This window comes from Nonomuraea salmonea (assembly GCF_042428605.1).
In the GTDB taxonomy this organism is placed as follows: Bacteria; Actinomycetota; Actinomycetes; order Streptosporangiales; family Streptosporangiaceae; genus Nonomuraea; species Nonomuraea salmonea.
Map to the genome: position 1 here is coordinate 1 of NZ_JBHMCF010000066.1, position 21,878 is coordinate 21,878.

The following is a 21,878-nucleotide window of genomic DNA, read 5'->3' on the forward strand; positions in this document are numbered from 1 at the left end:
TGGTCCACCCGCACCGGCCACGGCGACGCCCAGCACCTCGGCGACTTCGACCCCGCCAGGCCGGGCCTCGAATACTTCAAGGTCAGCGAGTCCACCTCCCAGCCCGGCTCCCTCTACATCAACCCGCGCAACGGCGGCATCCTCTGGTCCACCGCCTCGGGCAACGACAACGGCCGGGGAGTGGCCGGCGACATCTCGGCGGCGAGCGGGGCGGGCGAGTTCTGGTCGGCGGCAGAGTCGAACCTGCGCGGCGTCACCGGCGGCAACGTCGGCCGCAAGCCGTCCTCGGCGAACTTCCTGGCCTGGTGGGACGCCGACCCGGTGAGAGAACTGCTGGACCAGACCCGCATCGACAAGTACGGAACCGGCGGCGACACCCGCCTGCTCACGGCCTCAGGCGTGCACTCCAACAACGGCACCAAGGCCACCCCGTCCCTGTCGGGCGACATCCTGGGCGACTGGCGCGAAGAGGTCATCTGGCCGACGAGCGACGACCGCGCCCTGCGCATCTACGCCACCCCGCACGCCACCGCCACCAAGATCCACACGCTGCTGCACGACCCGCAGTACCGGGTGGCGCTGGCCTGGCAGAACACCGCCTACAACCAGCCGCCGCACCCGAGCTTCTTCATCGGCGCCGGCATGAGCACCCCGCCCAGGCCCGACGTGTACGTACGCTGAGCCGCTACGACGCCTCGCCGCCCACCGCAGCAGGGGTGGTGCGGCGGGTGTCGACGGCGGAGGCGAGGAAGGCGGCACAGGCGACGAACGCGAGCACGACCAGCATCGCCGGCCGCAGCCCCCAGTGATCCCCGAGGAAGCCGAGACCGGGCGGTCCGACGAGGAAGGCCACGTAGCCGATGGTGGCGACCAGGCTGACGCGGGCGGTCTCGTCGGGCCCGGTCTCGCCCGCCGCCGACAGCGCGACGGGGAAGCCGAGTGACGCGCCGAGCCCCCAGAACAGCACCGCCGCCCCGGCCAGCACGGCGCTGTCGGAGAAGATCACCAGCAGCAGGCCGACCGCACCCGACACGGCGCTCGCGCGGACCACGAGGGTGCGGCCGAACCGGTCGAGGACGTACGTGCCGCAGAACCGGCCGATCGTCATCGCGGCGGCGAACCCCGTGTAGACGAGCGACCCGGACGCGGCGTCCACGCCGTGCCCGTCCACCATGAGCAGCGGCAGCCAGTCGTTGGCCGCGCCCTCGGCCAGCGCCATCGCGAGCACGATCGCGCCGATCATGAGGAGCTTCGCGTCCTTCCACAGCTTCGGCCGCTCGCGGGGCCCGCCGTCCTGCGCGGCGGCGCGGCCGGTGCCGGCGGGGATGGCGCGGACGGCGTACAGCATCAGCACGACGGCGATCACCGTGACGGCGGCCAGGTGCCAGTGCACCGGCAGCCGGGCGGCGGTGGCCGCGATGCCGGCCCCGGCGCCGGCCACCGTGCCCAGGCTGAAGCAGCCGTGCAGCATGGGCATGGTGGTCCGGCCGGTGGCGCGCTCGATGTCGGTGGCATCGACGTTCACCGCGACCTCGCCGGCGCCCACTCCCATCCCGAACGTGAACAGCCCCGCCACCACCAGCGGCACCGACGACAGGAGGGTGCCGCCGCTCAGCATGGCCAGCGCGGCGACGAGCAGGGCGGTGCCCACCGCGATGACCGGGCGGGTGCCGAAGCGGGAGGTGAGCCGCCCCGAGCAGAGGATGCCCGCCATCGAGCCCAGCGAGAGCCCGAACAGGATCCACCCCATCTCGCCGGTGGAGGCCTCCAGCCGGTCACGGATGTCGGGGGTGCGGGTCACCCACGACGACAGGGCGATGCCGGGGAGGAAGAAGAGCAGGAAGAGGGCCTGCCGGCGCCGGCGGGTGGCGAGGTCCATACAGCGGGGGTCTCCTGTCCGTGGCCGGGGATACCCCTGCATGCTAAGGGTGATCTCTTTGGACAATTCGGGCGGGGTGGTCAGGAGGGCGCCGGACTCGTCGCGCGGGCCCGCAGCAGGTCCGCCACGTCCGCCAGGGCGAGCTCGACGCGTCCGTGGACGCGCGGGTTGAGGAGGAGTGTGCCGTCGAAGTCGCCGGCCGAGGCGAAGATCGCCACCGGGACGGTCAGCGCCTGGAAGAAGCCGAACAGCGGGCGCAGCGCGTGCTCCAGCATGAGCGCGTGGTGCTCGCCGCCGCCCGTCGCGGCCAGCAGCACCGGCTTGCCGGCCAGCGCGTACTGCTCCACGAGGTCGAAGAAGTGCTTGAACATCCCCGGGTACGAGCCCCTGAACACCGGCGCCGCCGCCACCAGCAGGTCGGCCTCCTCGGCCAGCCGCAGTTCGGACTCGACCTCCGGCGTGACGTCGTCGCGCTCGACCGCGCCGGTGAAGCCGGGGCCGAGCCGGTAGACGTCGATCCGCGCCACCTCGATCGGCATCATGCCGTCCAGCGTGGCGAGGACGACGTCCACCAGCCCCATCGTCTTGGACGGCTCGTTCGGGCTGCCGTTGACCACCACGACGCGCAAGGTCATGCCGCGCTCCTCTCCACCTCGCGGCGCACCAGGGGAGCCACCTCGGTGCCGAGGCGTTCGATGGCGGCCAGGTGCTCCTTCTGCGGCATGCCGCCGAAGCCCATCTGGATGATGGCCCGCGTCACCCCGTACAGCTCGTGGTAGGCGAGCAGCTTGTCGGCGACCTCCTGCGCGCTGCCGACCAGCAGCCCGGCCGCGGGCGTCGCCTGCGCGTCGAACACCGGCCTCGACAGCGGGAAACCGGCCCCGCGCTGGTGGTTGTTGTCCAGCATGCCCCTGGCGAAGTAGGGGTACATGGTGTCGCGGGCGGCCTGGCTGGTGCGGCCGACGTACCCGTGGGCGTTGATGCTGACGGGCATCGCGGCGGCGTCGTGGCCGGCCTCCGCCGCGGCGGCCCGGTAGAGCCGTACGGTCTCCTCGTGCGTCGTCATCGGCCCGAGCAGCAGGGCCAGCGCCATCGGCAGGCCGAGCCTGCCGGTGCTGATCGCCGACGCCGGTGACCCGCCGACCCCCACCCAGATCGGGATCGTGCCGCCGTCGGCGCGCGGCGCGACGTCCGCCTCGTACAGGGGCGGACGGAAGCGGCCCCGCCACGTGAGCGGGTTGCGGTCGCGGATGGCGAGCAGCAGGCCGAGCTTCTCGCGGAACAGCTCCGCGTAGTCGTTCAGGTCGTAGCCGAACAGCGGGAACGACTCCGTGTACGAGCCGCGCCCCGCGATGATCTCCGCCCGCCCGGCCGACAGCAGGTCGATGGTGGCGAACTGCTCCCACACGCGTACCGGGTCCTCCGAGCTGAGCACGGTGACCGCGCTGGTCAGCCGGATCCGCTCGGTGCGCTCGGCGGCGGCGGCCAGCAGGATCGACGGCGCCGAGCCGACGAAGTCGGACCTGTGGTGCTCGCCCACGCCGAAGACGTCGAGGCCCACCTGGTCGGCGAGCTGCGCCTGCTCGATCGTCTCGCGGACGCGCTGCCTGGGGGAGGGGAGCCGCCCCGTCGCGGGGTCCTCCGTCAGCTCGCCGAACGTCATGATGCCGATCTCGAACGACATGTCGTTCTCCTAGTCTCTGGGTTCGGTCATTGTGCTCTAATCTGCTTGCGCAAGCAATTATTCCGGGTGATTCCGCTGGTGGTCGCTTGGGCCGGTGGTGAGGCTCCTTGGTTGAGCTTTGCTGTGCAGGCAGGCAAGTGCGGCTGGCGCGGCCGCACGCGGGCCGATACGGTGCTGCCCATGGCGACGGAGAGGCTGTCAGAGCTCGAGGACTCGGCGTGGCGCGGGTTCCTGGTCACCCACGACCGCATCTGGCGCGAGATCGAGGCCGGGCTCGCGCCCCTCGGGGTGAGCATGGCCGAATACAGCGTGCTCGCGCTGCTCGGCGAGGCGGGCCGCAAGGGCATGCGCATGTCGGAGCTGGCGCAGCAGCGGCTGATGTCGAGCGGCGGATTCACCCGGCTCGCCGACCGGCTGGAGCGGCGCGGCCTCATCGAGCGGCGGCGCTCGGCCGACGACGGGCGCGGCTTCGAGGTCTACCTGACCAAGGAGGGCCGCGCCCTGACGCGCAAGGCGTGGCGCCGCCAGCACAGCGACCTGCGCCGGCTCTTCTTCGACCGGCTCGACGACGACGACCTCGAAACCCTCGCCGCCATCTGGACCCGCCTCACCCCGCCGGACGACGCCCGGTGACGCCGACGGGGGGAACATTCGTCCAATACGCCGCCACCCGGCCGGCGACACCGTGACGGCATGACTGTTTCCGACAGCGGGCCGCGCGTGCAGGGCGCGGGCCCCACCGAGAGATGTACGCCGTCACAGGACGCCGGATCCAGCGAGAGACATGCGCCGTCACAAGACGACTCCGGCGAGGGACATGCGCCGTCACAGGACGCCGGCACCACCGGGAGCCGCACGCTGTCGCTGGACGACGGGGACATCCACGTCCGCCAGGACGGACCGCGCGACGCGCCCGCGCTCCTGCTCGTCCACGGCTCGGCCTCCTCGCTCCGCTCGTGGGACGCGATGGTCCCGCTGCTGGCGGGGCGGCACCACGTCATCAGGATCGACCTGCTCGGACACGGCAGGTCGGGCAAGCCGGACGACCGCAGTTACGCGACACCCGACCAGGCCCGCCGCGTCGGCGAGGCACTCGACCGGCTCGGCATAGAGCACGCCGTCGTGGCCGGCCACTCCAGCGGCGGCGTGGTGGCCACCGCCCTCGCCGAGCTGCGGCCCGGCCTGGTGGACGCGCTCGCGCTCATCAACACGGGGCCGAGCCTGGAGGCGTACATCCCGCAGGAACCGCTGCCCCTGGATCCGGCGCGGTGGCCACCCGAGGACGAGCAGATCCTCCGCTTCGGCCGCACCGCGTTCAGCCGTCCCGGCTTCGAGGTGCCCCAGGAGCTCGTGGACGAGGTCCGCCTGATGACCTTCCACACCCTCACCACGACGATGCGGGAGACCACGGAGTACCTGCGGCAACGCGCACTGCCCGAAAGGCTGGCGAGCCTCGGCGAACCGCTGCTGGTGCTGTTCGGCGCGGACGACGGCAGATGGCGCTCGTCCTCCGCCGCCGACTACCGGAAGGTGCCGGGCGCGACGGTCGAGCTGCTGCCCGGCCTCGGACACACCCCCATCCTGGAGGACCCCCAGCGCACCGCCGCCCTCCTGCTGGACTTCACCACACGGAGGCGCTGAGAGGGCATAACACGCGCCTGCCGGGCAGGAGGACGGAGGCGACCGGCCACGCCGCCGGTCCACGAGGGGGACCCGACCGTCCGAAGGCTAGGAGGAGACACATGAATCCGTCAGGCCAGGAGACCGGCAAGGTCACCGGCACCCAGGACAAGGACTACAACCTCATCTGGTTCGTCGAGCAGTGCCTGAGCAACGTGCTGCGGCTGGAGAACTACATCGCCGACGCCGAGCGTACGGGCGACGACGAGCTGGCCGGCTTCTTCCGCCGCGCCCAGGCCGAGAGCCACAAGGGCGCGGAGCAGGCCAAGGAACTGCTCCGCAAACGCCTGGTCGCCTGACATTCCGCAGACGCCCCCGGCCGCGCCCGGGGGCGTCCTCATGCCGGCGCCGCGAGCAGGAGGTCACGCTCGGCGGCCCCATGCGTGCTTCTCGGTCACGCTTCAGCACGGCCGATGAGTTTCCGGGGCGTCGCCGGTCCGTACGGGTATGACGACTTTCGCTCTCATCCACGGCGGCGGTGGCAGCGCGTACGACTGGCACCTGCTCGAACCCGAGCTGCGCGCCCGCGGCCACGACACCGTCGCCGTCACCCTGCCCATGTCCGACCCAGAGGCGGACCTGTGGACCTACGCCGACGCCGTCGTCGAGGCGGTCGGTGAGCGGCGGCCACTGGTCGTGGTGGCGCACTCGTGGGGCGGCTTCGTGGGGCCCCTGGTCTGCGCCCGCCTCGAAGTGGCCGCGCTGGTGCTGGTCACCGCCATGATCCCGAGCCCGGGGGAGTCGCCAGAGGACTGGTGGGAGCGCAGCGGCCGGCCCGCGTCCGGCACCGACGACGAGTACGAGCTGTTCTGGAACGACGTCCCGCGCGACCTGGCCGACCGGGTGACCGCCGAGGACGCGGCGGCGGCCGGCGACCTCAGCATGGACCGGGCCACCGGCGCGCCGTGGCCGCTGCCCGCCTGGCCGGACGTCCCCACCCGGTACGCGCTCTGCCGCGACGACCGCCTCTTCACCCCCGACTTCGTCCGCCGGCACGTCAAGGAACGGCTCGGCATCGTGCCCGACGAGCTGCCCGGCGGCCACATGGTGATGGTCTCCCGCCCACGCGAGCTGGCCGACTACCTGGCCCAGGTCAGTGGCGAGCCGGCTCGCCCGGTGAGCGCCACTTGAGCGGGTCGTGGCGAGCCGGGTCGCTGGGTGCGCGCACTTGAGCGGGTCGTGGCGAGCCGGCTCGTTCGGTGGGCGTCACTTGAGCGGGTCGTGCCCCCAGTTCATCAGCGAGTAGCGCCACTTGGTCTCCTTGACGTCACCCGAGGGCCGCTGCGCCAGGTGCCGGTGGACGTAGCCGACCACCTTGCGCATGTGCGCGAAGTCGTCATCCGTCAGGTCGGACTTCTTGGCGCGCAGCAGCTGGACGATCCGCCGGCCCGACTCGTGGCCGGTGGACTCGCCGCCACCGTCCTTCTGCCCGACCGCCTTGGAGTCGTCGCTGTCCAGCCAGTGCTCCAGCTCCTTGGCGGTCATGTTCACCGCCTCGCCGAACTCCTTGGCGACCGTCTCGTGATCCTCGCTCACCGCGACCCCTTGCCCTTGCGCAGCGCCGACGGCTTGTGCACCGCCTTCTTGCCGCTCTTCTCGCTGCGGACGACGTACTGGGGCTCATCGGGCGAGGCGGCGACCGTGCGGCCCGCCTCCTCCTGCCTGCCGGTGACCTTCTTCTCGACCTTGCCGTGGGCGGTGGAGCCGTGGCTCTTCCAGGTGACCTCGTCGCCGACGGACGGCTCCTGCTTCCGCTTCTTCGTCATGAGCTGCGCCCTACCCGGCCAGACCTGCGCAGGCCCCACGGCGGGCACGGATACCGCCATGGCGAGGTCAAGCCCCCTCAGAACCGGACTCGGGGGCCGGGCTCGGGGGCCGGGCTCAGGGCCGGACTCAGAGCCGGACCATGACGGTCTTGGTCTCGGTGTAGGCGTCCAGGACTTCGAGGCCGTGCTCGCGGCCCAGCCCCGACTGCTTGAACCCGCCGAACGGCAGGCTCCCCGCGCTCATCTCGCCGAAGGTGTTGATCCACACGGTGCCGGCGCGCAGGCGGGCGGCGGCGCGGTGGGCGCGGCCGAGGTCCCTGGTCCACACCGACGCCGACAGGCCGTAGATCGTGTCGTTGCCCTGGGCGACGGCGTCGTCGAGGTCGGTGAAGGTCAGCAGCGCCGCGACGGGGCCGAAGATCTCCTCCCGTACGACGCGGGCGCCGGGACCGGCCTGCTCCACCAGCGTGGGCGGCATGTAGAGGCCATGGCCGAGCTCGCCGGCGGTGTGCAGGACGCCGCCCTCCTCCCTGGCCACGTCCAGGTACGCCGCCACCCGGTCGAAGTGCTCCCGCGTGGCGAGCGGCCCGGCCTTGGTCCCGGGATGGAACGGGTCGCCCAGCGCGTACGAGCGCATCTCCCGTACGAGCAGCTCCCGGAACCGCTCACGGACCGGCTCCTGCACGAAGATGCGGCTGCCCGCCACGCAGCCCTGGCCGCTGCCCTGCGCGAACCCCGCCACCGCGCCCTTCGCCGCCGCCTCCAGGTCGGCGTCGTCGAAGACGATGGTCGGCGACTTGCCCCCCAGCTCTAGCGTGACGCGCTTGAGGTCCCTGCTGGAGACCTCCAGGATGCGCCGGCCCACGGCGAGCGAGCCGGTGAAGGAGATCTTGTCGACGTCCGGGTGGCCGGTCATGGCCTCGCCCGTCGGGGCGCCGCCGGTGACGATGTTCACCACGCCGGCCGGCAGCCCGGTCTCCGCCAGCAGCTCGCCGACGCGCAGCGCGGACAGCGGCGACCAGGCGGCGGGCTTGGCGACGACCGTGTTGCCGGTCGCCAGCGCGGGGGCCAGCTTCCAGGCGAGCTGCAGGATCGGGCCGTTCCACGCGGTGATGGCGGCGACCACGCCGAGCGGCTGGCGGACGGTGTAGGCGAGGGTCGAGGGGTCCGACGGCCCGGACCGCCCGTAGATCTTCGTCGGCCAGCCCGCGTAGTGGCGGAACACCTCCACCGCGTGCTCCACCATCCAGCGCGTCAGCCACAGCGGCCCGCCCATGTCGAGCGAGTCGAGCACGGCCAGCTCCTCGGTGTGCGTCTCGATCACGTCGGCGATGCGCAGCAGCACTTTGCTGCGCTCGTACGGGGTGATGTCCGCCCACGAGGGCGCCTCGAAGGCGCGGCGGGCGGCGGCCACGGCGGCGGCGACGTCGTCGGGGCCGGCGGCGGACACGTCGGCCAGCACCTGACCGGTGGCCGGGTCGCGGGTCTCGAACGTCTCGCCCGACCGCGCGGGCACCCAGGCGCCGCCGATCAGCAGCCGCTTGGGGGTGCCGTCGCCGAGGAAGGCGGGCGCGGGACGCTCGGAGGGGCTCAGGGTGAGGGGAGCAGTCATCAGGGTTGTCTCTCCAAAACGAACTAGTTTGTTCTGATGCGACCGACCGTAACCCCATCCGGGCGGTTCGCGCAAACGAACCAGTTCGTTCTAGAATCGCCCGCATGGGGAGAGGAGAGGCCAGCAGGCGGCGCCTCCTCGACGCCGCCGCCGCCGAGTTCGCCGCCTACGGCATCGCGGGCGCCCGCGTCGATCGCATCGCCGCCGAGGCCAAGGTCAGCAAGGCCGTCATGTACGCCAAGTACGGCAGCAAGGAGGACCTGTTCGACGCCGTCCTGGCCGACCAGGTCCAGGGCGTGCTCGACGTCGCGCCGCTGACCCCCGACGACCTGCCCGGCTACGCCGTCCGGCTCTACGACGCCTACCTCGACCGGCCGCAGCTCGTCCGCCTGGCCACCTGGGCCAGGCTCGAACGCACCCCCACCGGCTACCTGTTCTCCGCGGCCGATGAGGTGCCCAAGGCCGGCGCCATCGCCGAGGCCCAGGCCGCCGGCCACATCGATCCCGCGTTCGACCCCGCCGACGTGCACGCCATGGTCATCGCCCTGGCCATGACCTGGTCGCCGGCCGGCATCATCTACACCGCGACAGAAGACGACCCCGAGGCGGAACACAACCGCCGCCGCGCCGCCCTCGCCGCCGCCGTCCACCGCGCCTTCACCCCCACCAAGAGGCCCTGACCAGCACCGCCCGCCGCGCCTTCGCCTCCGCTGGGGCCCTGATTCGCACTGCCCGCCGCGCCTTCACCCCCCATCGGGAGGCCCTGACCCGCGCTGCCTGCCGTGCCTTTGCATGCGCCGGGAGGTCCTGACCCGCACCGCCCGCCGCCCCTGGCCGGCCGCTGATTGCCTCAGCGCTCTCCCGCCGGCTCGCACGTGAGCCGAGGCCCGCGTCTCCTGCCGGTCGGCGTTCGTCATGTCGTGACGTGCGCCTCTGAGCAGGTGAGGCCGATGGGTCAGGTGTCGTGGCGGGCGGCCCACTGGAGGCGGTGGCGGGTGGCGGCGCGGTGGGCCAGCGCCGACGCCTCCGCCGGGACGCGTTCCGCTCGCCAGGCCGCGAGCGTCTCCAGCATGCCCTCGACGAAGCGGCGGCCGAGCGCCGTGACCGTGCCGCTGGTGAGCAGGGTCAGGCAGGCCTCGTGCGCCGCGTCCCGCCAGCGGGCGAACTCGCTGTGCGCCACCTCGGGATCGGCTGCCACGTGGCGCTCGGCCCGCCAGAACCCGGCCACCCCCATGTGTGCGTACGCACCCTGCAGCAGCGCCGCCGCCGGCCTCGGGTCGTCGCGCCAGGGCGCGTAGTAGTGGCCCCGCGCGCCCGGACGTACCAGGTCGAACAGGTCCATCAGCATGGTCAGCTTGGCGTGCTGCACCTCGTGGGCCAGCGTGAGCGCCGCCGACCGCGCGTCGTGCGGCCACGACATCGCGACACTCCCGTACGCGGTGCGCGCCGTCGCACTCCGCGTGCCCGCCTCAGGCGGCGCGATCGGCACCACGACCTTCGTGATGCCTTCCAGCGCCCGCGCCACCCCCGGATGCCGAGCCTTGAGCACTCCCCGGGCTTGATCGAGCACCGCCCCCCAAGCCTCCGCCTCGACGTCGGAGAGCCGCCCCAACGGCTGAATCGGCCCAGGAAACCGCCAGGGATCCACATCATCCAGCAGAAACCCGACGTCCCGCACCCCTTCCCACCGCGCCCCACCGACCGCCACGGTCACGCGTAGGTCATGAGGGAGAGGAAAGCGCTCACCGGCCACCTCAAGGCAGGCGGAAGGGGGACCGACCGGTCCGCCGATGGTGCTCGGCTGGTGGCGAGAGGTGGGGTCGGCTGGCCCGCTTGCGGCGGCCGCCGGCTGGTGGTGAGGGGTGGGGCTGGCTGGGGAGTCTGCGGCGGCGCGTGGCGGGCTGGGGGTGGGGATGAGCAGGGTGACCGGTTCGTTGGCGGGGACTCCTGGGAGGAGGAGGCGGCCGAGGCCGGGGAGCTCGGCCATTTCCGTGCTTGTGGTGAAGGAGGCTGTTACGGGGATGCCGGCCATGAGGGCGGCGGTGGCGGCGAGGGCGGCGAGGCGTTGGGGAGTTGCGTCTTCTCCGCGGTTCAGGGCTGCCACTGTGGTGGAGGCCCAGGTGCCGAGCAGAGGGTAGCCCAAAGCTTCCGCCGCTGCGGAAGGGGCGGCTTGCTGGATGCGGGCCAGGAGCCGGTAAGCGTCCGCGGTGGCCGGGGCGCCTGGGTGGTCCAGGGCGCGGCTGCGGGCGACGACCGCGTGCACGAGCAGGATGTTCTTGCCGCGCTCCATCGCGGCCGGGTCGCCGGGGACCGGGCCGCCGCGTGCCAGGTCGTCGAGTGCGGCGGGGGAGAGGGCGAAGCCGCGGATCATCCGCCGAGCCGGGCGAGGTCGCCGGTCACCCTGGAGCCGATGTGCCCGATCAGCCGGTACAGGTCGGGGCAGTAGACGCTGGGCCGGTCGAAGCCGGCCCCGTCGCGGTAGCGGTGCGCGACGTGCCCGCCGCCGCACACCCGTACGCGCGGGCAGGCCAGGCAGGCGGACGGAGGCGGCCGGCGGACGGCCACCCCGGGCAGGCCGAAGACGGCGTCGAAGGGGTCGGTGGCGACGTGCAGCCCGGTCGCGGCGGCCCCCTGGTAGGCGGACTTGAGCGCGTCGCTCTGCTCGATCGACCCGTCGCTCTCCACGACCACGACGGCCGCGGGCTCTGGCCCGATGCCCTCGGTGCCCGACCGGCCGCCCAGGTGCAGCACGAGGATCCCCTCCAGGAAGCGTACGGAGGTCTCCGGCGGGACCGCGCCGTACCAGCGGTCGAAGACGGCGATCAGCCAGTCCGCGTACGGGGTCCCGCCCCTGGGCACCCGTCCGGGCGGCGGCTGCGACCAGTTGCCGTGCGGCAGCAGGAAGTCGACGGCGGGCGGCCGGAGAGAGATGAGCTCCTCGTACACCTCGACGGGGTCGTTGCGCAGGTCGATCGTGCACAGTAGCCCGGCGAAGCGCCCCTCGCGGGCGGCCAGCGTCTCGACGGCGGCCCTGACCCGGTCGTAGCTGCCGCGCCCGGCACGCGTCCTGCGGTGCCGGTCGTGGGCGGCCCGCCCGCCGTCCATGCTGACGCCGACCCGGACGCGGAACTCGTCGAACAGGTCGAGGAAGGCGGGCCCGAGCCGCAGCCCGTTGGTCTGGACGGTGAGGTGGGCGCGGACGGACATCCCGGCGAAGGTGGCGAGCAGGGTGCGCAGGTGGGCGGGCCCGCACAGCAGCGGCTCCCCGCCGTGCAGGACGACGTTGACCGAGCGCAGCCCGTGGGCCGCCGCGTGCTCCTCGATGCGGGCCGCCGTCGCCGCGGCGGTGCGGGCGCTCATCATGAGGGGACGGTCACGCCAGCTCTGGTCAGCGGATTCGTAAATGTAACAGTGATCGCAGGCCAGATCACACCGGCTGTGGACTTTGAGAACGAATGTGCGAAAACTCTCCGGCATGGCTGCGGGAAATAAATGCACTGCTGTCCAATGCTCCGGGAAACGCTCAACGGATAATATCCGAGTAACCGGAAATTGACTACGATTTCGGTCCTGGGGGACAGGTGGATGAGATTCTCCGTTCAGAGCTGCCGGACCTGTCGGACCTCGACCTGGAAGCGGTGGCGCAGCTGCCCGACAGCGCACTCAGCCGCGCCGTGCGCAGGCTGCTGGCGGACACGGACGATCCATCGGAAACTTATTTCCTCGGCCACGACACATGCCTGCCCGGCGCAGGTAAGGATTAGGTCCGAGGGCGCGATGTCGGCATAGAGCGAAGGCGCGGGCGGTGGACACGATGACGAAAGCTCGTGTGATCGGTTTTTTCTCGACCCGGGCCGGCCTCGGCCGCACCATGGCGCTGTGCAACTGCGCACTTCTTCTCGCCGAGGCGGGAAAACGCGTCCTCGTGCTCGATGAAGAGCCGCAGGCGCCCGCGTTGCGCCATTACCTGAGCCGTTTCCTGCCGGAACGCCCTGGTGAGCCGCGTACGGCGGGCCCCGGCGACTGGTCGGGCCTGGAGATCGCCGTCGACCTGCCCGGCCAGGTCGTGCGGCACGCGGTGCTGACCGGCGAGGAGATCGACGCCGCCGCCCCCTACGACTACGTGCTGGTCAACCTCAGGCCAGGGGCGGAGCCGTCGCCGGTGATCCGGTCCTGCGACAGCGCCGTGGTGTGCTTCTGGCTCAGCCCGTACGGCATCGACGAGGCGGCGGCCACGGCCCGCCAGATGCGCGCGGCCGGCACCCCGGTCGTGCCGCTGCCCACGATGGTCTCCCACGAGGGCGAGGACCTGCTGCGCACGGCCAGGCAGCGGGCCACGGCCGGCTTCGGCACGGACATCGCCGTCGAGGTGCCCTACGACAGCGCCGCCTACTTCTCCGACGACCTCGCCGTCCTCACCGAGCCGCCGGGTTCGGGCGGCACTCAGCGGGCCGCCTACGAACGCCTGGTCGAGCTGCTGAGCGGCGGCGCGGTCACGACACTGCGCCACGTCTCCATCGTGTACGTCCCCGGCTACGACGTGTGGGCCGAGTGGATCGCCGCCCAGCTCGACCTGTGGGGCGTCAGGGCCGACAGCCTCACCAAGGCCGACTACCTCTCGCGCACGCCGGTCGACCTGCTGGCCGGCGACGCGCACACGGCCGTGCTGGTCGTCGGCCCGCCGGGCGAGCCGTCGGGCCTCGACTGGCAGCGCAGGGGAGGCCGGGCCGCGCCGCTGCCGGGCCGCGGCCTGATCCGCGTGCTGGTCGACGGCAAGGGCGCCGGCGCCGCACCGGCGGGCGAGGTGGAGCTGGACCTGCGTGGCCTGCACGAGGCGGAGGCCGCCGCCGAGCTGCAGGCCGCGCTCGGGGTCGGCGGCGCGTACGTCGCCGGCGGCGAGGGCACGGGCACCGCCCGCTTCCCCGGCCGCGGCCCCGCCCTGTCGGAGCTGCCGCAGCGCGACGAGGGTTTCACCGGCCGCCAGGCGCTGCTGACCCAGCTGCGCGCCCAGCTGGGACCCCGGTGGGACGGCACGGGACGCTGCGTGGTCACGGGCCCGGCAGGTCGCGGCAAGAGCGCGCTGGTCCTGGAGTACGCCCACCGCTTCCGCGGCGCGTACGACGTCGTGCACTGGCTGCACGCCGAGGACGTCTACTCCGCCCGCGAGGGGCTGCGCAGGCTGGGCCAGGAGCTGGGCCTGCCGCCCCGCGAGGACGCGGTGACCGTGCTGAAGGAGCACCTGGCGAGCCCCGAGTCCGGCCGCTGGCTGCTGGTGTTCGACGAGGCCGATCGCCCCGACGCCATCGCCGGCCTCGTCCCGCAGGGCCCGTACGGCCATGTCATCGTCACCTCCCGCGCGGCCGGCTGGCCCGGCGACTTCAGCCCCGTCGAGGTCGGCAAGCTCGCCGCCGCCGACGCCGTCGAGCTGCTGACCTCGGGCGACGAGCTGCTCAGCGAGAGCGGCGCGGCCAAGGTCGCCGCCACCGTCGAACACCTGCCGCTGGCCCTGTCCATGGCCAGGGCGTGGATGGAGCGCGAGCTGACCAGCGCGCAGCGCCCCCGCCGCACGATCGACGACCTGCGGACGATCACTGTCGACCGCTTCCTGTTCACCTACCAGCGGATCAGGCGCGACCTGCGCGAGCAGGGCCGCCCCGACGACGTGCACGCCGTCATGGTGGAGCTGATGCTCGACCTGCTGCGCGGGGTGCCGGGCGGCGAGGGCGCCCCGTGGCTGCTGGAGGCGCTGACGTTCGTCTCCTCCGACGGCGTCCCGCTGAGCCTGGCCCACTCCACCGCCTCGCGCGACTACGCGGTCGCGCTGATCGGCGAGTACGGCGACGGCCTCATGGTGGACGCCCTGCTGCGCCTGCTGCACGAGCACGCCCTGGCCAGGGCCGAGCCCGGCCCCGGCGGGCGGCTGCGCGTGCACCGCGTGACCGCGAGCCTGGTCCGCGCCCGCATGCCGGCCGCGCAGGTCGAGGAGCGCCGCCGCCAGGTGCTCGCGCTGCTGGCCAGGCACGCGCCCGCCGACACCGAGGGCCCCGACGCCGGGATGTACCTGGAGCTGGGCAGGCACGTGTTCCCGTCGGGCGCGATCGAGTGCGGCGAGGAGATGGTCAGGCGCTGGATCATCGGGCAGGTCCGCTTCCTGTTCCTGCTCGGCGACCGCAGCGCCTGGGACAAGGCGGTCGCCATCGGTGACCGCGCGCTGCGCAGCTGGACCGCGCCCGGCGCGGAGGCCAGGCCCGATCTGGTCAACCGGCTGCGCATGGAGCTGGCCAACGTCCACCGCGTGCTCGACCGGCCCGAGACCGCCTACGCGCTGTCCGGGCAGGCGCTCCAGGAGCTCAGCGGCGACCGGCGCGGCCATCCGCTCCGGTACATCGCCGCCCAGGTCCACGCGGCCGACCTGCGTGCCGTCGGCGACTTCGACGAGGCCTACCACTGGGACTCGGTGGCGTACGAGGGCATGCACCGCGTGTTCGGCCCCGACCACGAGTGGACGAGCAAGGTGCTCAACAGCCTGGCGCTGTCGGCCTCGCTCAACGGCCGGCCGCACCGGGCGTACGAGCTGGCCAGGCAGCGCATGGACCGGCGGCGGGCGCTGTTCGGCGAGAGCGACCTCGGGCTGTGGCGCACCGCGCTGACCGCCGGGGTGCTGCTGCGCGACCTCGGCCGCTACCAGGAGTCGTACGACCTGCTTCGCGCCGGGCTCGACCAGCTGGCGAGCAGGAGCGCCAAGGGCGACCCGCGCACCCTGCTCATGCTGCGCATGCAGAGCAGCCTCGCCGCCGCCGAACGCATGCTCGGCCGCCCCTTCGAGGCGCTGGCCCGCGACCGCGAGACGCTGGAGGAGCTGCGCTCCCTGGTCGGCGGCCGGCACCTGTACGCGCTGCTCTGCCAGGCCGGCTTCGCCGCCGACCTGCACGCGCGCGGCGAGCACGCGGAGGCGGCGGGCAACGCGCGGCACGTGGCCGACGGCCTGGCCGCCATGCAGGCCGAGCACCCCTTCACCCACGCCGCCCGGGTCAACCTGGCCACCTACCTGGCCGCCGCGGGAGCGGACGCCGAGGCGCTGGAGCCGGCCAGGCAGGCGCACGAGGCGCTGCGCAGGCGGCTCGGGACGCGGCACCCGTACACGCTGGCCGCCGCCGTGACGCTGGCCGGCCGGCTGGTGGCGCACGAGCCGGCCGAGGCCCTGGTCCTGGAGGAACGCGCGTGGGACTGTCTGTCGAGGACCTTCGGCCCCGAGCATCCGCGCACGCTGGCCGTGCAGGAGAACCTGACCAACACCCGGCGCCGCCTGGTCGGCCACCCGGGAGCCGAGGCGGGCGTCCGGCACGCCGTCGAGATCGAGATCCTCGGGAACTGACATGCGGGAGGCGGACTTGAGGACGACTCGCTCGCCCTTCGCCCACATCGGGCACGAACGACTGGTCACGCTCTGCGAAGAGGCGCTGCCCGGCCTGCCGGACATCGAGGTGCTCGCCTTCTACGACCGCGGCTTCCACGTGTTCACGATCGCCGAGGGCGACGACGAGGAGCGCAGGTCGCTCGAGCGGGCCTTCCGCCAGCTCGTCACCGAGAACGTCCGCCTCGACGGCCTGGTCCGCGACTTCGGCACCGGCGAGCTGATGCGGACGTTCGTCATGACCGAGGACGCGGCCGTGCAGTGCGGGCACGTCTTCGAGGAGGAGTTCCTCATCGGCATGACCCGCGACCTCGCCGCCGCCGAGGAGATGGACGAGCAGGTCGCCCGGCTCGTCAGCCGCATCAGGACCGAGGTCTACCTGCAGGCCGACCAGCTGCCCGGCGGGCGGCGCAGCCCGCGCGAGACGCCCGGCATCGAGCCGGCGGTGCTCAGGACGACGGCGGGCGAGGCGGCCGACCCCACACTGGTCGCCGACCTGGTGAGCTGCCTCGGCTCGCTCGTGGACGTCAACGACCTGCACTACGTGGCCGTCTACCGCGACTGGCGCTTCCTGTGCGCGGCCGACGTCATCGACAGCCCGGCGCTCGCGCCCTGGTTCGGCGGCGCCGAGGGCGGCGAGGGCGCGCGCAAGCTGTACCAGGACTTCGCCGCCCGGCTCCGCTCCGACCTGCCGGAGCTGGCGTACTCGCTGCGGCAGCTGTCGGAGGCGCCGATCACGCGGCTGGTCCTCGACGTCGTCTCCGGCGCGATCTACGTCTACCCGCTGCCCGGCTCCCGGGGGTTCGCGGTCGGGCTCACGGTGTTCCAGCCGGAGGTGTTCGTCGCCGAGAACCGGCTGCGTGAAGGGCTGGCCAGACTGTCGGAGCTGCTGGGGACGGGCTGATGTGGCGGCCCCGCTCATGGCCCGATGATCGGCAGGGGCTTATCGTCGTCCTTGACAGCCGCTGTGAGGAGGGGCCGTGCGCCCGTTGCTGACCGACCCTGCCGCCGACCGGCTGGCGAAGGGCGTCGGCGTGGCGCTGGCCGGCTGGGCCGTCGCCGCTCTGGGCCTCGGCAGCCCGAGCGGCCACCCGATCTTCCTGTACGGCGTGACGGCGCTGCTCTGCGTCGGCCTGTACGGCAGCGTGCACGGCATCGACAAGGAGTCGGCCTCCGGCGATGTCAGGACGGTCGTCATCGCCGTCACCGTGGGCGTGCTGCTGAAGACGGCGCTGATCGCGGGCGTGATGTGGCTGTTCTTCGGCCATCCCGCGGTCATCCTGCTGGCACTCGCGGTGGCCCAGATCGACCCGCTGTCGGTGGGCGCGCTGATCGGCCGGGCCCGCATGTCGCCGCGCGCCAAGTCCCTGCTGCTGGCCTGGGCCTCCTTCGACGACCCGATCACCGCCCTGCTGACCGTCTACCTGTCCTCGCTCGTGCTGGGCACGACGGGCGGGGGCTACGCCGGCTACCTGACGAACCTGGGGCTCAACCTGGTCTTCGCCGGCGCGGTTCTGGCCGCCGTCCTGCTGACCAGGCGCTGGGGGGCCGGTCACCGGGTGCGGCCCGGCATGGTGCGTACCGGCTCGCTGCTGCTGCTCATCGCGTTGCTGGCGGTCGCCACGGCGCAGTTCCTCGTCCTCGGGATGGCCCTCATCGGGCTGTTCTTCCGCCCCGAGCTGGGCAGGCTGCTGGACGGCGCGCTCACCGGCGCCTTCTACCTGGCCACGTTCGCGATGGGCACGCTGCTGGTCGCCGGCATCGAGCCGGTCATGGCGCTGGTGCTGGGCGTGGCGGCGTTCGCGGCGCAGGCCGTGGTCGGCGGCCTGCTGATCACCCGCGGCCTGCCGGTGCGCGACCGGGTGAGTCTCGCGCTCGGCCAGCAGAACGGCATCACCGCGATCCTGCTGGCACTTGCCCTGGCCCCGGCCTATCCGCAGGCGGTGGCGGTGATCGCGCCGGCCGTGCTCGTGGTCAACGTGCTGCACGTGGCCGCCAACACCGGCTGGCAGCGCGTGCTCACGGGCGGACTGCGGAGACCACTCCGTTCAGCACCCGACGCCCCAGCTCGTCCAGCACCTGGGAGCGTTCGTCCGGCCGTGGCGGATGCGCAGGACCCCGTTGGGGAGCCGCCGCGCTGAGCGGCGCCGACGGCAGCGACTGCACGGTCACCTCGAACGTGCGGCAGATCGCCTGCAGCTCCTCCTCCTGGCCTGGGCTCAGCCGCCCCGCAGGCGTGCCGGCCAGGAACTGCGCCACCCGCTCCTGGAACGCCCGCACCAGCAGCCGCCGCACCATCGCCGCGCCGGCCGCCTCCATCAGGTCACGCGAGGCCAGCCGGCGCCTGGCGCGCAGGCTGTGCTCGCTGCCCGCCGGGTTGTCGAAGACGTCGTGCAGCAGCCGGTCGAGCTCGCCGGTGGCCTCGGTGAGCGCGCCCGCCCGCTGGAACTGCTCGGCCACGGCCGGCGGCAGCACGCTCAGGTCGGGCTCGGCGGCGCCGGACGGCGGGGCCGACCTGAGCCCGGCGACCGTCTCGTGGAGCTGGTCGATCATGTTCTGGGTGGCGCTCTGCTGCCTGCTCAGCCGGTCCATCCGGCGGCGCAGCCCCTCCAGGACGTTCTCCTCGGCCGAGGCGGCCAGCCGGTTGAGCGCGACCTCCAGCGTCTGCCTGAAGCGCCCGCCGAAGTCCTGGACGTTGAACAGCAGAGGCTGGCGGCCGAGCAGGCTGGACACGCCGGCCCGCATCGACGTGGTGAGGTGGCCGTTGACGACCGCGATCAGCTCGCACGGCACCTGACTGGCCCGCGCCGCCGCCACCCTGCGCTCCAGCTGGGCATCGTCGCCCGCGCTGAGCAGTGACCTGGTGACGAGCACCGCGACCGCGGCCCGGCCGTCGGCGTAGCGGACCCAGAAGTCGATCGGGTCGGTGTCGGCGGCGAGCACCACGCCGGTGCGGAAGTCGAGCCCGCTCTCCTCCAGGATGCGCCGCACGGTGGTGCTCACCTCCCACTGCTCGAACTCGTGGCGCTGCCTGACGGCCTCCCTGATCGTGGCGGTGGTCACCGGCCTGCCGGTCGGCTCGACGATCGCCTGCGCCCGCCGGAACAGCGAGAGGATCTCGCGCGGGTTGCCGTCGGTCATCTGGACCAGCGCCTCGGCGACCGGCCCGCTCACCTCGTCGCCGCGCTTGCCGACGAGCTCGATCGCCTCCTCCCGGTCGAACGGCGAGGGCGTGATGACCCGGGTGCGTTGCAGCGTGCCCCGGCTGACCAGCGGCAGGCTGTCGGTGGGCCCGCAGTAGACCAGCAGCCCCCTGGCGTCGATGAACACCTTGACCAGCTCTTCGAGCGAGTTGATCGCGTCCTCCCTGGCCTGGCCCTCGCCCCCGAGCAGCTTCTCGAACTCGTCGATCACCAGGACCATGCGGCGGCGCATCCGGCCGCCGAGATAGACCAGCACCGACAGCGTGTGGTAGGCGTCGGCGGAGGTGACGAGCTGGCGGTGCACGCCCCTGGCCCGCAGCTCGGGGCTGGGCGGCGCGCCGCCCAGCCACTCCCAGACCGCGTCGGTCAGCTCGTCCATCACCATGAGAGCCAGCGCCGTCGCCCACACCGAGTGCTCGGTCAGGTGCCGCAGCATGTGGCGCAGCTCCTCCTGCAGCGCCCGCTTGGCCAGGTGGAAGTGCTCGACCACCTTGCGCGGGTCGAGCGTGCCGTCGCGCAGCCGCGACCTGATCTCGCCGGCCAGCTCGGGCCCCGCCTGCTCCTCGCCGATCTGCTCGGCGGTCACCCGGCCGTAGTAGTCGATGACCAGGTCGTGCAGCCGCTCGCGGCCGAACTGCTCCAGCAGGATGTTGCGGAACAGGTAGCCGAACTCGGAGTGGGGCGTGTCGAGCTTGAGTATGACGGCGTCCTCGTGGCTGCGCGCGATGCGGTGCAGCACCGACGTGGCCAGATGGGTCTTGCCCGACCCCAGGTCGCCGATCAGGGCCAGGGCCCGGCCCGACTCGCCGAGCTCGCCGCCGCCCGTCGACAGGTAGCCGTCGACGAACCGGTGGGCGCTGTCGAAGGCCGGGGTGACCACGGTGATCGCGGTGGGGTCGGCGTCGTCGCCAAGGCGCAGCGTGTAGGTGACGGGGACCTCGGGCTCGTGCGGTCCTTGGCTGCCCTTCATGACTTCTTGTCTTTCTCCAGCCGGGTGAGAAGGCGCATCACGATCTTCTCGCCGAACGCCTTGAGTTTCGCGGGAGTTATGTCCCTATGGCCATAATCCTCGAAGAAAAGGGCCAGCTGTTCGAGCGCCTGACTGGGTGTCTTGAAGGGGCGTACCGCTTCGGAGAGCTCGTGCATTTCCGCGTCCCCCAGGGAGACTCGACGTTTGACCAGAATTTCGCGGATGTCGCATCCCCCGCCGTCCAAAAGGCCGACCGGCAGGAAAATTGTATGGCAGGTGGGGTGCCTGCCGAACTGACCGGCGAGCTTGCCGGGGTCGTCCGTCAAGGACTCGGCGAAGAAGACCATCCGCCTGCGCGCCAGCTCCTGGAAGTTGCGCACCCACTTGAGCTGCAGGTGCTGCGGGAGGAGGACGACGGCCACGCCGCCGCGTTCGTTCAGGACGTCCCTGATCCGGCCGAACGCCACATACGGATCATCGGTCGCCTCCCGCAGCGATTCCACATCCTCGTGGAGGGTCCATTCCTCCTCCTCCAGGAGTACGGTCATCTGCCGGGCCAGCCACAGCGCCATCTCGGCGAACTCGGTGCAGTCCTCGTGGCCGGTCGACTGGCTGTAGTCGGCGACGCAGACCCGCTCGATCTCCCGCTCGCGGGCCAGCAGGTGGGCGCAGCGCTGGATGAACGTGCTCTTGCCGACCCCGCGCGGGCCGTGCACCAGGATCAGGTGGCCGCGGGCGGCGACCCGGTCCTTGGTGACGGCGGTGTCGAAGCGCTCGTACAGCAGGTCGTGCATGCCGTCGATGAACGCGAACAACGGCAGGTGGTCCACCCGCTCGTCGAAGAAGAGCAGCGGCCCCGTGTAGGGGGAGCCGTCGGGGCTCGGCGGATGGATGGGGTTGGTCATGCGCGCCGCACCCTCGGATGGGGCCGCCACGGCCGGCGCAGTGCCCTGTCGAAGCCCGCCAGCCGCTCCGACAGGGTGGTCAGGGCCGGCTCGATGTCGCCGTCGTGGGCCTGCTCGCGGGTGAGCCGCTCGGTGAGCAGGCGCCGGGCCTCGGGCACCTGGCGCCAGCCGGGACGGAACCTGCTCACCCTGGCGAGCTGGGCGGCGAGCTTCTCGTACGCCTCCTCGTACGGCCCGGCCTGCGGCGTCCTGCCCGCCTGCCGGGAGGCCCGGTATTCGCGGGCCGTCACGAGAAAGGCGTCGGCGGCGTCGCCCAGGTCGTCGGCGTGCTTGACGGCCACCGTCGAGGCGTTGCGCCACTCTGTGGAGACGAGCGCCACCAGCCCGCCGGCCAGCACCGGCAGCAGGATGGACACCACGGTCGGTAACGGGCCGTCGGCCGGTTTGGGCGGGGCGACGTACGTCATCGCCTGGCAGGCCCGGGTGAACGCGGCGCGGTTCTCCTTCGCCCACCGGCTCGGGTCGAGGGTGGCGGTGGGGGTGACGACGCGGCCCTGGGCAACGCTCAGCCGGTCGTCGAGCGCCGCCGCCGCGGCGGCCAGCTCGGGCTGCCGGGAGGGGGAAAGGCACTGGACGATCTGGTCGTCGCGCAACGGCGGGGCGGAATGCGAACATGCGGTCAGTGCTATGGGTGCGCCGAGGAGGAGTAACCAGCCGAACACCCACAAACGTCGCATACCAGGATTCCTCGCCTCGCCGGTAATT

At 72.6% G+C, this 21,878-nt stretch carries 20 protein-coding genes; 9 read left to right on the forward strand and 11 right to left on the reverse strand.

The annotated features are described in order from the left end of the window. Nucleotides 1–681 (forward strand): rhamnogalacturonan lyase family protein (locus ACFFR3_RS49725; RefSeq protein WP_446686074.1); only part of this gene is annotated, 681 nt, incomplete at its 5' end. Nucleotides 682–685: 4 nt separating this feature from the next. Here ACFFR3_RS49725 and ACFFR3_RS49730 read toward each other — a convergent pair. From ACFFR3_RS49730 to ACFFR3_RS49740, 3 genes are all read right to left on the reverse strand, one after another. Beyond that, nucleotides 686–1,879, reverse strand: coding sequence for an MFS transporter (locus ACFFR3_RS49730; protein WP_364382647.1), 1,194 nt, complete (start codon nt 1,877–1,879; stop codon nt 686–688). 80 nt (nt 1,880–1,959) lie between these two features. After that, nucleotides 1,960–2,514 carry an NAD(P)H-dependent oxidoreductase gene (locus ACFFR3_RS49735; protein WP_379485484.1) on the reverse strand — a complete coding sequence of 185 codons (555 nt, stop codon included), beginning with the start codon at nt 2,512–2,514 and terminating at the stop codon, nt 1,960–1,962. Beyond that, on the reverse strand, nt 2,511–3,563 hold the full coding sequence (locus tag ACFFR3_RS49740; RefSeq protein WP_379485485.1) for an LLM class flavin-dependent oxidoreductase: 1,053 nt from the start codon (nt 3,561–3,563) through the stop codon (nt 2,511–2,513). Before ACFFR3_RS49740 ends, ACFFR3_RS49735 begins: the two co-directional genes overlap by 4 nt. 180 nt (nt 3,564–3,743) lie before the next feature. Here ACFFR3_RS49740 and ACFFR3_RS49745 point away from each other — a divergent pair, with 180 nt between their 5' ends. From ACFFR3_RS49745 to ACFFR3_RS49760, 4 genes are all read left to right on the forward strand, one after another. Further along, the gene (locus ACFFR3_RS49745) at nt 3,744–4,196 is read left to right on the forward strand and encodes a MarR family winged helix-turn-helix transcriptional regulator (RefSeq protein WP_345385317.1); all 453 of its coding nucleotides are present in this window, start codon (nt 3,744–3,746) and stop codon (nt 4,194–4,196) included. Nucleotides 4,197–4,256: 60 nt separating this feature from the next. Continuing rightward, nucleotides 4,257–5,204 (forward strand): alpha/beta fold hydrolase, encoded by a 948-nt coding sequence (locus ACFFR3_RS49750; RefSeq protein ID WP_379485486.1) that lies wholly within the window; start codon nt 4,257–4,259, stop codon nt 5,202–5,204. Between the two features lie 101 nt (nt 5,205–5,305). Then, nucleotides 5,306–5,542, forward strand: coding sequence for a hypothetical protein (locus ACFFR3_RS49755; protein ID WP_345385315.1), 237 nt, complete (start codon nt 5,306–5,308; stop codon nt 5,540–5,542). A gap of 148 nt (nt 5,543–5,690) precedes the next feature. Further along, nucleotides 5,691–6,374: an alpha/beta fold hydrolase gene (locus ACFFR3_RS49760; protein WP_379485487.1), complete on the forward strand. Its 684-nt coding sequence runs from the start codon at nt 5,691–5,693 to the stop codon at nt 6,372–6,374. 75 nt (nt 6,375–6,449) lie between these two features. Here ACFFR3_RS49760 and ACFFR3_RS49765 read toward each other — a convergent pair whose 3' ends face one another. The 3 genes from ACFFR3_RS49765 to ACFFR3_RS49775 form a co-directional block, all read right to left on the reverse strand. Then, nucleotides 6,450–6,779: a DUF3140 domain-containing protein gene (locus tag ACFFR3_RS49765; RefSeq protein WP_345385313.1), complete on the reverse strand. Its 330-nt coding sequence runs from the start codon at nt 6,777–6,779 to the stop codon at nt 6,450–6,452. Beyond that, a complete protein-coding gene (locus tag ACFFR3_RS49770; RefSeq protein ID WP_345385312.1) occupies nt 6,776–7,009 on the reverse strand; it encodes a hypervirulence associated TUDOR domain-containing protein in 234 nt (77 codons plus the stop codon). Before ACFFR3_RS49770 ends, ACFFR3_RS49765 begins: the two co-directional genes overlap by 4 nt. Nucleotides 7,010–7,136: 127 nt before the next feature. Beyond that, nucleotides 7,137–8,621: an aldehyde dehydrogenase family protein gene (locus tag ACFFR3_RS49775; protein WP_364382669.1), complete on the reverse strand. Its 1,485-nt coding sequence runs from the start codon at nt 8,619–8,621 to the stop codon at nt 7,137–7,139. A gap of 104 nt (nt 8,622–8,725) precedes the next feature. Between ACFFR3_RS49775 and ACFFR3_RS49780 the strand changes: the two genes are divergently transcribed. Then, nucleotides 8,726–9,301 (forward strand): TetR/AcrR family transcriptional regulator, encoded by a 576-nt coding sequence (locus ACFFR3_RS49780; protein ID WP_364382672.1) that lies wholly within the window; start codon nt 8,726–8,728, stop codon nt 9,299–9,301. 275 nt (nt 9,302–9,576) lie between these two features. On the opposite strand, the gene ACFFR3_RS49785 is transcribed toward ACFFR3_RS49780, so the two are convergent. Beyond that, the gene (locus tag ACFFR3_RS49785; protein ID WP_379485488.1) at nt 9,577–10,992 is read right to left on the reverse strand and encodes an aKG-HExxH-type peptide beta-hydroxylase; all 1,416 of its coding nucleotides are present in this window, start codon (nt 10,990–10,992) and stop codon (nt 9,577–9,579) included. After that, nucleotides 10,989–12,098: an FxsB family cyclophane-forming radical SAM/SPASM peptide maturase gene (locus ACFFR3_RS49790; RefSeq protein WP_379485489.1), complete on the reverse strand. Its 1,110-nt coding sequence runs from the start codon at nt 12,096–12,098 to the stop codon at nt 10,989–10,991. The genes ACFFR3_RS49785 and ACFFR3_RS49790 overlap by 4 nt, the downstream gene beginning before the upstream one ends. A 104-nt stretch (nt 12,099–12,202) precedes the next feature. On the opposite strand from ACFFR3_RS49790, the gene fxsA reads away from it, so the two are divergent. From fxsA to ACFFR3_RS49805, 3 genes are read left to right on the forward strand one after another with little or no spacing between them, the layout of a single operon-like run. Then, complete coding sequence (gene fxsA / locus ACFFR3_RS49795; protein WP_345385306.1) at nt 12,203–12,385, forward strand: FxSxx-COOH cyclophane-containing RiPP peptide; 183 nt, start codon at nt 12,203–12,205, stop codon at nt 12,383–12,385. A gap of 50 nt (nt 12,386–12,435) precedes the next feature. Continuing rightward, nucleotides 12,436–15,996: an FxSxx-COOH system tetratricopeptide repeat protein gene (gene fxsT / locus ACFFR3_RS49800; RefSeq protein WP_379485490.1), complete on the forward strand. Its 3,561-nt coding sequence runs from the start codon at nt 12,436–12,438 to the stop codon at nt 15,994–15,996. A 16-nt stretch (nt 15,997–16,012) separates the two neighbouring features. Further along, nucleotides 16,013–16,939 carry a hypothetical protein gene (locus ACFFR3_RS49805; RefSeq protein WP_345385303.1) on the forward strand — a complete coding sequence of 309 codons (927 nt, stop codon included), beginning with the start codon at nt 16,013–16,015 and terminating at the stop codon, nt 16,937–16,939. A 1,115-nt stretch (nt 16,940–18,054) separates the two neighbouring features. On the opposite strand, the gene ACFFR3_RS49810 is transcribed toward ACFFR3_RS49805, so the two are convergent. Genes ACFFR3_RS49810 through ACFFR3_RS49820 form a run of 3 tightly spaced genes read right to left on the reverse strand, consistent with a single transcriptional unit; the run spans nt 18,055 to nt 21,850 of the window. Further along, nucleotides 18,055–20,208, reverse strand: a complete 2,154-nt coding sequence (locus tag ACFFR3_RS49810; RefSeq protein ID WP_345385302.1) for a hypothetical protein — start codon at nt 20,206–20,208, stop codon at nt 18,055–18,057. Beyond that, a complete protein-coding gene (locus ACFFR3_RS49815; protein WP_364382690.1) occupies nt 20,205–21,113 on the reverse strand; it encodes a P-loop NTPase family protein in 909 nt (302 codons plus the stop codon). The genes ACFFR3_RS49810 and ACFFR3_RS49815 overlap by 4 nt, the downstream gene beginning before the upstream one ends. Next, complete coding sequence (locus tag ACFFR3_RS49820) at nt 21,110–21,850, reverse strand: hypothetical protein (RefSeq protein WP_379485491.1); 741 nt, start codon at nt 21,848–21,850, stop codon at nt 21,110–21,112. The genes ACFFR3_RS49815 and ACFFR3_RS49820 overlap by 4 nt, the downstream gene beginning before the upstream one ends. Nucleotides 21,851–21,878 lie beyond the last annotated feature (28 nt).

Excerpts from the sequence above, each read along its gene's own strand:
- ACFFR3_RS49730 (WP_364382647.1), bottom strand. The coding sequence starts at position 1,879 with ATGGACCTCGCCACCCGCCGGCGCCGGCAGGCCCTCTTCCTGCTCTTC.
- ACFFR3_RS49735 (WP_379485484.1), bottom strand. The coding sequence starts at position 2,514 with ATGACCTTGCGCGTCGTGGTGGTCAACGGCAGCCCGAACGAGCCGTCC.
- ACFFR3_RS49740 (WP_379485485.1), bottom strand. The coding sequence starts at position 3,563 with ATGTCGTTCGAGATCGGCATCATGACGTTCGGCGAGCTGACGGAGGAC.
- ACFFR3_RS49745 (WP_345385317.1), top strand. The coding sequence starts at position 3,744 with ATGGCGACGGAGAGGCTGTCAGAGCTCGAGGACTCGGCGTGGCGCGGG.
- ACFFR3_RS49750 (WP_379485486.1), top strand. The coding sequence starts at position 4,257 with ATGACTGTTTCCGACAGCGGGCCGCGCGTGCAGGGCGCGGGCCCCACC.
- ACFFR3_RS49755 (WP_345385315.1), top strand. The coding sequence starts at position 5,306 with ATGAATCCGTCAGGCCAGGAGACCGGCAAGGTCACCGGCACCCAGGAC.
- ACFFR3_RS49760 (WP_379485487.1), top strand. The coding sequence starts at position 5,691 with ATGACGACTTTCGCTCTCATCCACGGCGGCGGTGGCAGCGCGTACGAC.
- ACFFR3_RS49770 (WP_345385312.1), bottom strand. The coding sequence starts at position 7,009 with ATGACGAAGAAGCGGAAGCAGGAGCCGTCCGTCGGCGACGAGGTCACC.
- ACFFR3_RS49775 (WP_364382669.1), bottom strand. The coding sequence starts at position 8,621 with ATGACTGCTCCCCTCACCCTGAGCCCCTCCGAGCGTCCCGCGCCCGCC.
- ACFFR3_RS49780 (WP_364382672.1), top strand. The coding sequence starts at position 8,726 with ATGGGGAGAGGAGAGGCCAGCAGGCGGCGCCTCCTCGACGCCGCCGCC.
- ACFFR3_RS49785 (WP_379485488.1), bottom strand. The coding sequence starts at position 10,992 with ATGATCCGCGGCTTCGCCCTCTCCCCCGCCGCACTCGACGACCTGGCA.
- ACFFR3_RS49790 (WP_379485489.1), bottom strand. The coding sequence starts at position 12,098 with ATGCCGGAGAGTTTTCGCACATTCGTTCTCAAAGTCCACAGCCGGTGT.
- fxsT (WP_379485490.1), top strand. The coding sequence starts at position 12,436 with ATGACGAAAGCTCGTGTGATCGGTTTTTTCTCGACCCGGGCCGGCCTC.
- ACFFR3_RS49810 (WP_345385302.1), bottom strand. The coding sequence starts at position 20,208 with ATGAAGGGCAGCCAAGGACCGCACGAGCCCGAGGTCCCCGTCACCTAC.
- ACFFR3_RS49815 (WP_364382690.1), bottom strand. The coding sequence starts at position 21,113 with ATGACCAACCCCATCCATCCGCCGAGCCCCGACGGCTCCCCCTACACG.
- ACFFR3_RS49820 (WP_379485491.1), bottom strand. The coding sequence starts at position 21,850 with ATGCGACGTTTGTGGGTGTTCGGCTGGTTACTCCTCCTCGGCGCACCC.